Source organism: Micromonospora sp. NPDC047812, assembly GCF_040704175.1.
In the GTDB taxonomy this organism is placed as follows: domain Bacteria; phylum Actinomycetota; class Actinomycetes; order Mycobacteriales; family Micromonosporaceae; genus Micromonospora.
Genome location: NZ_JBEYRY010000012.1, coordinates 16,348 through 28,347 on the forward strand (window position 1 = coordinate 16,348; position 12,000 = coordinate 28,347).

Consider the following 12,000-nt stretch of genomic DNA (forward strand, 5'->3'; position numbering starts at 1 on the left):
TACGCTCAGTACGCTCATTCGCGGTTGACCCGTCAGCACCCGGAGGTGGCCGAACGTGACCGTCCGCAGCTCCTTTGTCGTAGTGGCGAACCGGCTACCCGTCGACGAGGTGAGCACACCTGAGGGACGGCAGTGGCGTCGCAGCCCCGGGGGGCTGGTGACCGCCCTGCACCCCGTCCTCGCCGAGCACCAGGGCACCTGGGTCGGCTGGGCCGGCGGCACCGGCGCCGCCCCCGAGCCCTTCGACCTGGAGGGCATCCGGCTGCACCCGGTACCGCTGAGCGCGGAGGAGCTGGAGCGCTACTACGAGGGCCAGTCCAACGCGACGATCTGGCCGCTCTACCACGACGCGGTGGAGACCCCGGCCTACAAGCGCCGCTGGCGCGAGGCGTACCGCCTGGTCAACGCCCGCTTCGCGGAGGCCGCGGCGGAGGTCGCGGCCGAGGGGGCGACGGTCTGGGTGCAGGACTACCAGCTCCAGCTCGTCCCGGCGATGCTCCGCGAGCTGCGGCCCGACCTGCGGATCGGCTTCTTCCTGCACATCCCGTTCCCGCCCATCGAGCTGTTCATGCAGATGCCGTTCCGCACCGAGATCCTGCGCGGCCTGCTCGGCGCCGACCTGGTCGGGTTCCAGCAGCGCCTCGCCGCGCAGAACTTCGTCCGGCTGGCCCGGCACCTGCTCGGGCTGCGCTACGAGGGGCAGATGATCCAGGTCGACGGCCGCCAGGTGAAGGCCGGCGCGTTCCCGATCTCCATCGACACGAAGGAGATGGAGCGGCTGGCCGCCGACCCGGTGATCCAGGCCCGGGCGAAGGAGATCCGCGAGGAGCTGGGCAACCCGAAGACGATCATCCTGGGCGTCGACCGGCTGGACTACACCAAGGGCATCGAGTTGCGGCTCAAGGCCTTCCGGGAACTGCTGGCTGACGGAAAGTTGACAGTTCCCGACGCGGTCATGGTGCAGGTCGCCACGCCCAGCCGCGAGCGCGTGGAGCACTACCAGGCACTACGCGTGAAGGTCGAGCGGGAGGTCGGCCGGATTAATGGCGAATTCGGCAGGGTCGGCGTGCCGGCGGTGCATTACCTGCATCAGTCGTACAGTCGCACTGAACTCGCCGCGATGTACGCCGCCGCCGACGTGATGATGGTGACCCCGCTGCGAGACGGAATGAACCTGGTAGCCAAGGAGTACGTCGCATCGCGCGCCGACCAGGGCGGTGCACTCGTGCTCAGCGAGTTCGCCGGCGCCGCCACCGAGCTGCGTCAGGCGTTCCTGTGTAACCCGCACGACCCTGACGCGGTCAAGGATGCCCTGCTGAGGGCCGTGCACGTCGAGAAGCCGGAGGCCCGCCGCAGAATGCGGACAATGCAACGCCATCTACGCACCCACGACGTGGGGCACTGGGCGAAGTCGTTCCTCACCGAGCTCGGTGTGCCTCAAACGGAGGACGCGTGAACGCCGCCAGCGAGATCATCACCCCGGCGGCCGGCACGATGGACCCGGAACTGCGCGCGGCCATCGGCCGGATCGCCCGGGTGCCCCAGCTTCTGATCGCCTGCGACTACGACGGCACCCTGGCGCCGATCGTGGAGGACCCGAGCAAGGCCGTGCCGCTGCCGGAGTCCGTGGCCGCCGTCCGGGCGCTGGCCGCCCTGCCCCAGACCACCGTGGCGGTGGTCTCCGGGCGGGCCCTGCGCGACCTGGCGGCGCTCTCCCGGCTGCCCAGCGAGGTCCACCTCGTCGGCAGCCACGGCTCCGAGTTCGACATCGGCTTCGTCGAGCGGCTCTCCCCCGAGCTGATCGCGGTCCGTACCCGGCTGCGCGACGCGCTACGCGAGATCGCCGCGGCCCACCCGGGCATCCGGCTGGAGCGCAAGCCGGCGAGCGTCGCGGTGCACACGCGCGGGGTCGCCCCCGAGGTCGCGGCCGCCGCCATCGAGGCGGTCCGCAGCGGCCCCGCCACCTGGGACGACGTCACGGTGACCCAGGGCAAGGAGGTCATCGAACTGTCGGTGGTCGCCACGCACAAGGGCACGGCCGTCGACCAGCTGCGCACCCAGCTCTCCGCCAGCGCGGTGCTCTTCATCGGCGACGACGTCACCGACGAGAACGCCTTCGGCAACCTGCACGGGCCGGACGTCGGCATCAAGATCGGCCCGGGCGAGACCCAGGCCGGCTACCGGGTCGCCGAGCCGATCGAGGCCGCCCGCGCCCTCGGCCTGCTGCTGGAGACCCGGCGGCACTGGCTCTTCGGCGAGCGGGCGGTGCCCATCGAGCGGCACTCGATGCTGGCCAACGGGCGTACCGTGGCCCTGCTCACGCCCGAGGCCAAGGTCACCTGGCTCTGCCACCCCAAGCCGGACTCGGCGGCGATCTTCGCCGACCTGGTCGGCGGCAGCCCGGCCGGGCACTTCAGCGTCGCGCCGGAACGCGGGGGCATCCCGCTCGGCCAGCGCTACCGCTCGGGCACGATGACCGTCGAGACCCGGTGGTCGGGCCTGACCGTCACCGACTGGCTGGACAAGCCGGCCAGGGAGACCACGCCCGACGGCCCGGCCGTCGTGACCGGCGACTCGACCATGGTCCGGGTGCTCACCGGCTCGGGCCGGGCCCGGCTGGAGTTCGCGCCCCGGCCGGAGTTCGGCCAGGTCGCGGTGCAGTTGCAGCCGATCGGCGACGGCCTGCTGGTGCTCGGCTCCAACGAGCCGGTCGCGCTCTACTCGCCCGGGGTCGAGTGGCAGGTGACCAACGACGGCGGCTACGAGACGGCCAAGGCGGTCGTCGACCTCTCCGCCGCCGGCGGGCAGGTCGTGCTGGAGCTGCGCTTCGGCACGCACAGCCTGGAGCACCACCGGCTGCCGGTCCACGAGCGGCAGGCCCTGGCCGAGCAGCCCTGGAAGGACTGGGTGGCCACCCTGCGGCTGCCGAGCACCGCCCGGGACCTGGTGGTCCGCAGCGCGCTGACCCTGCGCGGGCTCTGCCACGAGGCCACCGGCTCGATCCTGGCCGCCGCGACCACCTCGCTGCCGGAGGAGCTGGGCGGGGTCCGCAACTGGGACTACCGCTACTGCTGGCTGCGGGACGCGGCGATGACCGCGCGGTCCCTGGTCGACCTGGGCTCGATCGAGGAGGCCGAGGCGCTGCTGCGCTGGGTCGACGGGTGCATCGAGCGCACCGGCGGGCACCCGGAGCGGCTGCACCCGCTCTACACGGTGGACGGCTACGAGCTGGGCGCCGAGGCCGTCATCGACACCCTGCCCGGCTACGCCGGCTCCCGGCCGGTCCGGGTCGGCAACCTCGCCAACCACCAGCTCCAGCTCGACGTCTTCGGCCCGATCGCGGACCTCATCGCGGCCGTGGCCGACGCGCGCGGCTCCGTCCGCGAGGACGAGTGGCGGGTGCTCGACAACATGGTCGAGGCGGTCCGCCGCCGCTGGCACGAGCCCGACCACGGCATCTGGGAGGCCCGCCTCCCCCCGCGGCACCACATCTTCTCGAAGGTGATGTGCTGGATGACCGTCGACCGGGCGCTGCACGTGATGCGCCAGCACGGCGGCGAGGACCGGCCGGAGTGGGTGGAGCTGCGCGACCGCATCGGCGCCAACGTGCTGGAGTACGGCTGGCACGAGAACGTCGAGGCCTACAGCGTGGCGTACGGGGACGAGGAGATGGACGCCTCGTCGCTGTGGATCGGGCTCTCCGGCCTGCTCCCCGGCGACGACCCGCGCTTCCTCTCCACCGTCCTGCGGATCGAGGCGGATCTGCGCAGCGGCCCGGTCGTCTACCGCTACCACTGGGACGACGGCCTGCCCGGGCGCGAGGGCGGCTTCCACATCTGCACGGCGTGGCTCATCGAGGCGTACCTGCGCACCGGGCGGCGTACCGACGCCGAGGAGCTGTTCTCGCAGATGGTGGACACCGCCGGCCCGACCGGCCTGCTGCCCGAGCAGTACGACCCGATGGCCGAGCGCGGGCTGGGCAACCACCCGCAGGCCTACAGTCACCTGGGCCTGATCCGCTGCGCCCTGCTGCTGGACAACATGCTCAAGCAGTGACCTGACCAGCGACGACGGCGGCCGGAGACTCCCCAGTCTCCGGCCGCCGTCGTTCGTCCCGTCGAACTCTGCCCGGTCGAACCCGACCCGCCCACGGGCAACACCCACCGGGGAGTTCCGGGCAGTCCGCTCGCGGAGGGATCAGGCCTGGCCGCCCGGGGCGGGCGGGCTCCCCGGAACTCCCTCAGGACCAGCCCCGCCGAGGGCGTCGACCACGTCCCCCAGCACCACCACCGCGGGCGGGCGCAGGCCGGCGGCCGCCACGTCGGCGGCCACCGCGCCGAGCGTGGAGCGCAGCACCCGCTGCGCCCCGGTCGTCGCCTCCTGCACGACGGCGGCCGGCGTCTCGGCCGGGCGGCCGTGCGCGAGCAGCGTCGCGGTGATCGCCGCGAGGTTCTTCAGCCCCATCAGCACGACCAGCGTGCCGCGCAGCCCGGCCAGCGCGTCCCAGCGGACCAGGGAGGCCGGCGAGTCGGGCGCGACGTGCCCGGAGACCACGGTGAACTCGTGGGCCACCCCCCGATGGGTGACCGGGATGCCCGCCGCGGCCGGAGCCGCGATCGAGCTGGTCACGCCGGGCACCACGGTCACCGGCACACCGGCCGCCGCGCAGGCCAGCAGCTCCTCGCCGCCCCGGCCGAAGACGTACGGGTCGCCGCCCTTGAGCCGGACCACGAACTTCCCGGCCAGGGCCCGGTCCACCAGGATCCGGTTGATCTCCTCCTGCGCCCGGGACGGACCGTAGGGGATCTTGGAGGCGTCCACGAGTTCGACGTCGGCGCGCAGCTCGTCGAGGAGCAGCCCCGGGACGAGCCGGTCGGCGACCACCACGTCCGCCTCGGTGAGCAGCCGCCAGCCCCTCACCGTGATCAGCTCCGGGTCGCCCGGGCCCGCACCGACCAGCGCGACCCGCCCGGGACGGGTGCCCGACGGGGTCCCCTCCGGCACGGCGGGCGCCGACAGGGTGCCCTCCCGCACCTCCAGCAGGGCCCGGACGGCGTCGCGGACGGCCATCGCCCGGCGCGGGTCGCCCCCGCCGAGCACCGCCACGGTCACCGGGCCGTGCCGGGTCACCGCCGGCGTCCAGGCGGTGGCGGCGGCGCGGTCGTCGGCGCGTACGCAGAAGATGCGGCGCTCGGCGGCGGCGGCGCTGACCGACGCGGCGGCGAGCGGGTCGTCGACGGCGACCTGGACCAGCCACGCGCCGTCCAGGTCGTCGGGGGCGAACCGGCGCGGCGCCCAGTGCAGCCGCCCGGCGTCGGCGTGCGCGCGCAGCGCCGGGGTCAGCTCGGGCGCGACGAGGAAGACGTGCGCCCCGGCGTCGAGCAGGGCCGGCACCCGCCGGGTGGCCACCGCTCCCCCGCCCACCACGACCACCCGTCGGCCTGCGAGCCGCAGGCCGAGCGGGTACGGGTTGCCGCTCACGCCGCCGCCTCGCCGCCGGAGCCGATGGTGGGCCCGTTCACTTCTCGGCCACCCCCGCCGAGTCGAACGTGGCGACCTCGTGCAGCACCCGGACCGCTCCGGTGACCACCGGCAGCGCGAGCAGCGCGCCGGTGCCCTCGCCCAGGCGCAGCCCGAGGTCGATCAGCGGCTCCAGGCCCAGCCGGCGCAGCGCGACCGTCGCCCCCGGCTCGGCCGAGCGGTGCCCGGCCACCATGGCGGCCACGGCGGGCGGGGCGAAGGCCGCCGCGGCGAGCGCCGCGGCGACCGCGATCACCCCGTCCAGCAGCACCGGCGTCCGGCGGGCGGCGGCGCCCAGGATCAGCCCGGTCAGCGCGGCGTGCTCCAGGCCGCCGACGGCGGCCAGCACGCCCAGCGGGTCGGCCGGGTCGGGGGCGTGCCGGCGCAGCGCGGCCCGCACGACGTCGACCTTGCGGGCGTACGTCGGGTCGTCGACCCCGGTGCCCCGGCCCGTCGTCTCCGTCGGGTCGATGCCGGCGAACGCGGCGATCAGGGCGGCGGCCGGCGTGGTGTTGCCGATGCCCATGTCCCCGGTGAGCAGGATGCCCGCGCCCGCGTCGATCAGCTCGTCGGCCACCCGGATGCCGGTCTCGACGGCCGCGCGCGCCTCGTCGCGGCTGAGCGCGGCGGTCACCGCCAGGTCCCGGGTGCCGGGGCGGACGTTCGCCGCGACCAGCCGGGGCGCGTCGCGGGTCGGCGGGGCTCCCCCGGCCTCCTCGCCCGGCGCGGCGGCCGGGAGCGGGGTGGCCACGCCGACGTCGACCACGGTCACCGAGGCGCCGGCCTGCCGGGCGAACGCGTTGACCACCGCGCCGCCGGCCAGGAAGTTGCCGATCATCTGCGCGGTGACCTCCTGCGGCCAGGGCGTCACCCCCTGGGCGTGCACGCCGTGGTCGCCGGCGAAGATCGCTACGGCGGCCGGCTCGGGCAGCGGCGGCGGGCAGTGCCCGGCCAGGCCGGCGAGGCGTACGGAGAGGTCCTCCAGGGCGCCGAGCGAGCCGGCGGGCTTGGTCAGCCGCCCCTGCAACTCCCGGGCGGCGGCCATGGCCGACTCGTCCGGCGGCCGGATCGCCGCGATGGTGGTCTCCAGCATCATGCCTCCAGGATCTCCGCCAGTACCTCGGTGAACGCGTCGGTGGTCGCCGGGTCGCGCACGGCGACGCGCAGCCAGTCCGGGCCGAGGCCGGGGAAGGTGTCGCCCCGGCGTACCGCCCAGCCGCGTCGGCGCAGGGCGAGCCGCACGTCGGCGGCGTCGGGGACGTGCACCAGCACGAACGCGCTGGCGGGGCGGCCGGCGACGCGTACGCCGGGCAGGGCCGACAGGCGGGCGACCAGGTGCTCGCGGTCGGCGGCGAGTCGGGCGGCGATGGCGCGCTCGGCCTCGACCGCGACGGGCGTGGCGCAGGCCGACGCGGCGGCCAGGGCGGGGGTGGAGACGGCCCAGAGCGGCTGGGCGGCGGCCAGCCGCTCCAGCAGCGGGGCCTCGCCGAGCAGGTAGCCGATCCGCAGGCCGGCCAGGCCCCAGGTTTTGGTGAGGCTGCGGACCACCAGCAGGCCGGGCAGGTCCCGCCGGGCGGCCAGCGACTCCGGTTCGCCGGCCACGCCGGGGGCGACGGTGGTGTCGGCGAACGCCTCGTCGACCACCAGCACCCGGCCGGGCCGGGCCAGGGCGGTCAGGTCGCCGGCGGGGTGCAGCACCGACGTCGGGTTGGTCGGGTTGCCGATCATCACGAGGTCGGCGTCGGCGGGCACCCGGGCCGGGTCGAGCCGGAAGTCGTCGGCCGCGTCGAGCAGCACCCGCTCCACCTGGTGCCCGGCGGCACGCAACGCCGCCTCGGGCTCGGTGAACTGCGGGTGCACCACCACCGGTCGGCGTACGCCGGTCAGCGCCCGGGCGATCAGCACGAAGCCCTCGGCCGCGCCGGCGGTCAGCAGCACCTCGGCCGGCGGGCGGCCGTGCCGGGCCGCGACGGCCGCGCGCGCCGGCCCCGGGTCGGGGTACGCGGCGAGGTCGCCGAGCGCGGCGGTGATCGGGTCGGCCAGCCAGTCCGGCATCGCGTCGCGTCGCACGTTGACGGCGAGGTCGACGAGCCCCGGCCCCACCTCGGCGTCGCCGTGGTGGGCAAGGTCGGGTTCGTGTCCGGTGGGCCCCGGTCCGGGGTGGGTCTCGGTCGGCTGACCACGCATGTCCGCGATCCTGCCGGGAAGGTGCCGCGCGGGACAGCGGATCCCGGCGTGGGCCGCGTCACCACACGGGCGTTTATGAATATTTCTCAGGTACGAATCGGAAATGTCATAACTTGAGCGGGTGAGCAATCGACCCCTTGCTGCCGCTGGTCGTCTCGTTCCCCTCCTCCGCGCCGGACTGATCGCCGGGATCGTGGTCGCCGCCGTGGCGTACCCGGTGGCCGCCGCCACCGGCCTCGGCGCCAAGGTCACGGCGCACGCCATGGAACACAAGACCAAGATCCTCGCCACCGCGCTGCCGGCCGAGACGTCGTACGTCTACGCGCCGGACGGCAAGACGGTGCTGACGATGTTCTACGAGGAGTACCGGCAGTACACGAAGCTCGCCGACATCTCCCCGAACATGCAGCAGGCGATCGTCGCCGCCGAGGACAACCGCTTCTACCAGCACCGGGGCGTCGACCCGAAGGGCGTCGCCCGCGCCTTCGTGGCCAACGCCCGCTCCAGCGGCGTCTCCCAGGGCGCCTCCACGCTCACCATGCAGTACGTGCGGATGGCGCTGCGGGACAGCGCGAAGACGCCGAAGGAGGTGCAGGAGGCCACCCAGCAGACCAGCCTGCGCAAGGTCCGGGAGATGCGGATGGCGATGGACCTGGAGAAGGAACTCAGCAAGGAGCAGATCCTGGAGCGCTACCTCAACTCCGCGTACTTCGGGCACCGCGCGTACGGCATCTACGCGGCCAGCGAGATCTTCTTCTCCAAGGCCCCCAAGGACCTCAGCGCCGTCGAGGCGGCCACCCTCGCCGGCCTGGTCAAGTCCCCGTCCGAGTACGACCCGGCCAGCTCGGACCAGAAGGACGCCACCGGCCGGCGCAACTACGTGCTGGACCGGATGGCCCAGCTCGGCTACCTCTCGCCCGGCGCCGTCACGCAGGCGAAGACCGAGCCGATCCGGCTGAAGCTGACCTACCCGCCGAACGACTGCGCCTCCGTGCCGGAGAAGTGGAACAGCTGGGGCTTCGCCTGCGACTACATGAAGAACTGGTGGAGCGCGCAGCCCGCGTTCGGGGAGAACCGGCTGGAGCGCATGGACAAGCTGCGCCGGGGCGGCTACCGGATCGTGCTCAGCCTGGACCCGAAGATCCAGGAGGCGGCGGAGAAGAACGTCGGCACCAAGGAGAACACCGGCAGCCCGTTCGCCAACGGCATCGTGGTCTCCGAGCCCGGCACCGGGCGGGTCAAGGCCATGGCGGTGAACCGGACGTACTCGCTGGACCTGAGCGAGAACGGGCAGAGCTCCAACCCCGAGGCCGGGCCGAACATCAAGGCGAACTACCCGAACACCGTGGCGCCCCTGCTCGGCGGCGGCGACCTACCCGGCTACCAGGCCGGCTCGACGTTCAAGATGTTCCCGATGCTGGCCGCGCTCGACTCGGGCATGCCGCTGTCCACCTCGTTCAACGCGCCGCACCGGTACCGCTCCGAGGTCTACGACGGCTGGTCGCCCTCCAACGCCAGCGGCGCGATGAGCGGCAACCAGACCATGTGGTCCGGCTTCGGCAAGTCGGTGAACACGTACTTCGTGTGGCTGGAGGAGCAGGTCGGCGCGGACAAGGCGGTCCGCTTGGCCGAGCAGCTCGGGCTGCGCTGGCGTACCGACGTCGACCGGGAGCACGCGTCCCCGGCCAAGGCGAAACAGTGGGGCGCGTTTACCCTCGGCGTCTCCGACGCCACGCCGCTGGAGATGGCCAACGCGTACGCCGCGATCGCCGCGGACGGCCGCTACTGCGAGGCGATCCCGGTGCAGGCGATCTACAACCGGGACGGCACGCCGACCACCTGGAAGACGGCCTCCGGGATCGAACGCGAGGTCGCCAAGCCGCGCTGCCGGCAGGTGGTGGACGCCGACGCCGCCCGCGCCGCCACCGACGCCGCCCGCTGCCCGACCGGCGACACCCCGGCCCGCGGGAGCTGCGGCGGCTGGTCGACCGCGGACAGCGTGCGGGGCACCGTCGGCCGCCCGGTGGCGGGCAAGACGGGCACCACCGACAGCACCCGGTCGGCCTGGTTCGTCGGCTACACCCCGGAGCTGGCGGCGGCGAGCTTCATCTCCGACCCGGACAACCCGTTCAACGCGGTCGGCGACGGCCAGTCGCAGATCCCGATCAAGGCGGTGGCGCAGACCCTGCGCGACGGCCTCAAGGGCCAGCCCACCCGCCAGTTCACCCCACCCTCGGACCGCATGGTCGGCTGACCGGTTCCGCGCACGGGCCGGACGGCTGGCGGCGGTGCAGTCGGGTCGGCGCGGGCCGGGGCGGGTCAGCGGAGATCGGCGGAGACGAGGGACCAGACCTCCAGGTCGACCCGGCCGCCCCGGACGAAGCCGGCGTTGCGGAGCAGGCCCTCGTAGCTGAACCCGGCCTTCTCGGCGACCCGGCGGGAGGCCAGGTTGCCGGGGGCGACCCGCAGCTCGACGCGCTGGAAGCCGTGTTCGAGGATCAGCGCGATGGCGAGCGCGTCGACCGCCTCGGCCGCCAGGCCGAAGCCCCGCGCGTGCGCCGCCATGGCGTAGGAGACCTCCGTGCACCGCGCGCCCCAGTCGGTGCGCCGGGTCCACAGGCAGCCCACCACCCGGTCGTCCTCCCGGCGTACCACCGCGTAGTGGTCGCCGTCGCCGCTGTCGCGCCGCTGCCGGGCCAGGTCGGTGCACCAGGCCAGCCCGTCGATCCGACCGGAGGTGTCGGCCAGCGGCAGCCACCGCTGGGTCTGCCGGTCGGCGAAGACCTCGTCGGCCGCCGCCGCGTCGGCCCCGGTCAGCGCGCGTACCTCGGTGCGGGGCGTCGAGACGGTCAGCGCCGGGAAGCGGCGGACCGCCACCTGACCGATCACGCGGGCACCCCGTCCGGCCGGGCGGTCGCGGGGTCGACCGCCGCCACCGCCGCGTCCACGAGCCGGGCCGCCAGCTGCGGGTACGCGGCCCAGTGCAGGGTGAGTTGCGAGGCGTGCACGCCCCGCCAGACGAAGCCCTCGGGCGCCCCGCCGTCCCAGCTCCACGCCGGCCGCGCCCCGGCGCGCGGGGCGAGCACGCCGCGGTGCTCCTTGTGCCCGGCCACGACCGTGCCCGCCGGCCCCACCAGGCTGTCGGTCAGGGCGGTCGCCTGCCGGTAGCCCACCACCAGGCCGTCGCGGCGCGTCCCCACCGCGTCGAGCACGCCGCACATGGGCAGCCCGTCCAGTTCCCGGGCCAGCCAGAGCAGGCCGGCCCCCTCGGCGACGACGGGCCGCCCGGTGCGGGCCAGCTCGGCGACCGCGATGCAGAGCCGGCGGTTGGCGGAGAGCTGCTCGGCGTACGACTCGGGCAGCCCGCCGCCGACGACCAGCGCGCCGGTGCCGGTGGGCAGCGCCTCGTCGTGCAGCGGGTCGACAGTCACCACCTCGGCGCCGGCCGCCCGGAGCAGCTCGACGGTCTCGGCGTGGCTGTAGCTGCCGCCCGGCGTCCCGGCGACCGCGACGACCGGGCGCGGTCCGGCGTCCTCCCGCCCGGTCGGCGGCGTCCAGGGCGGCGCGGGCAGCGGCGGGGCGGAGCGGGCCAGGCCCAGCAGCCGGTCCAGCTCGACGGTGGCGGCGACCGCCTCGCCGAGCCGGCGGACCGCGCGGGTGGCCTCGTCGGTGCGGGCGAGCGCGGGCACCGCCCCGTACCGGCGGGCGGGCAGCACGGGCGGCAGGTCCTGGCGGCGCAACGCGCCGTAGACGGGCACGCCGATGTCGTCCAGCGCCTCGCGCAGCAGCTCCTCGTGCCGGGAGGACGCCACCCGGTTCAGGATCACCCCGCCGAGCCAGAGCTGCTCGTCGTACGACCGGAAGCCGTGCACCAGGGCGGCCACCGACTGCCCCGTCGCGGCGACGTCGACCACCAGCACGACCGGGCTGCGCAGCGCGGTGGCCACGGCGGCCGTCGACTCGCTCTCCGGGCGGCCGGCGAGACTGTCGTACAGGCCCATGCTGCCCTGCACGACGGCAAGCCCGGCGCCGGCCGCGCCGTGGCCGACGAGGGGGGCGATCCGGTCGGCGCCGACCAGCCGGGGATCCAGGGTCCGACCGGGGCGGCCGGCGGCGAGCCCGAGGTACGCGGCGTCGACGCGGTCGGGGCCGACCTTGAACCCGGCGACGTCGACGCCCCGGTCGGCGAACGCGGCGAGCAGCCCGATCGCCAGCGCGCTCTTGCCGTGGCCGGAGGACGGCGCGCTGAGCACCAGGCGCGGCACGACGGTCATCATCGACTCCCTGCGGGGC

At 74.8% G+C, this 12,000-nt stretch carries 8 protein-coding genes; 3 read left to right on the forward strand and 5 right to left on the reverse strand.

Annotation, left to right across the window (positions count from 1 at the left end; translation table 11 throughout):
* The first annotated feature begins 55 nt into the window (after positions 1-55).
* Positions 56-1,456 carry a trehalose-6-phosphate synthase gene (locus AB0883_RS27320; protein WP_366644193.1) on the forward strand — a complete coding sequence of 467 codons (1,401 nt, stop codon included), beginning with the start codon at positions 56-58 and terminating at the stop codon, positions 1,454-1,456.
* The gene (gene otsB / locus AB0883_RS27325) at positions 1,453-4,056 is read left to right on the forward strand and encodes a trehalose-phosphatase (protein WP_366644194.1); all 2,604 of its coding nucleotides are present in this window, start codon (positions 1,453-1,455) and stop codon (positions 4,054-4,056) included. The genes AB0883_RS27320 and otsB overlap by 4 nt, the downstream gene beginning before the upstream one ends.
* Positions 4,057-4,197: 141 nt before the next feature.
* Here the strand turns inward: otsB and cobA are convergent, their stop codons facing one another.
* From cobA to cobC, 3 genes are read right to left on the reverse strand one after another with little or no spacing between them, the layout of a single operon-like run.
* Entirely contained in the window at positions 4,198-5,481 is a 1,284-nt protein-coding gene (cobA, locus tag AB0883_RS27330; RefSeq protein WP_366644195.1) for a uroporphyrinogen-III C-methyltransferase, read from the reverse strand.
* Between the two features lie 37 nt (positions 5,482-5,518).
* Positions 5,519-6,613: a nicotinate-nucleotide--dimethylbenzimidazole phosphoribosyltransferase gene (cobT, locus tag AB0883_RS27335; RefSeq protein ID WP_366644284.1), complete on the reverse strand. Its 1,095-nt coding sequence runs from the start codon at positions 6,611-6,613 to the stop codon at positions 5,519-5,521.
* On the reverse strand, positions 6,613-7,707 hold the full coding sequence (gene cobC / locus AB0883_RS27340) for an Rv2231c family pyridoxal phosphate-dependent protein CobC (protein WP_366644196.1): 1,095 nt from the start codon (positions 7,705-7,707) through the stop codon (positions 6,613-6,615). Before cobC ends, cobT begins: the two co-directional genes overlap by 1 nt.
* A gap of 121 nt (positions 7,708-7,828) precedes the next feature.
* On the opposite strand from cobC, the gene AB0883_RS27345 reads away from it, so the two are divergent.
* The gene (locus tag AB0883_RS27345) at positions 7,829-9,961 is read left to right on the forward strand and encodes a transglycosylase domain-containing protein (protein ID WP_366644197.1); all 2,133 of its coding nucleotides are present in this window, start codon (positions 7,829-7,831) and stop codon (positions 9,959-9,961) included.
* A gap of 65 nt (positions 9,962-10,026) precedes the next feature.
* Here the strand turns inward: AB0883_RS27345 and AB0883_RS27350 are convergent, their stop codons facing one another.
* Both AB0883_RS27350 and AB0883_RS27355 read right to left on the reverse strand, forming a co-directional pair.
* Positions 10,027-10,596: a GNAT family protein gene (locus AB0883_RS27350; RefSeq protein WP_357867275.1), complete on the reverse strand. Its 570-nt coding sequence runs from the start codon at positions 10,594-10,596 to the stop codon at positions 10,027-10,029.
* The gene (locus AB0883_RS27355; RefSeq protein ID WP_366644198.1) at positions 10,593-11,981 is read right to left on the reverse strand and encodes a cobyrinate a,c-diamide synthase; all 1,389 of its coding nucleotides are present in this window, start codon (positions 11,979-11,981) and stop codon (positions 10,593-10,595) included. Before AB0883_RS27355 ends, AB0883_RS27350 begins: the two co-directional genes overlap by 4 nt.
* Between the last annotated feature and the right edge of the window lie 19 nt (positions 11,982-12,000).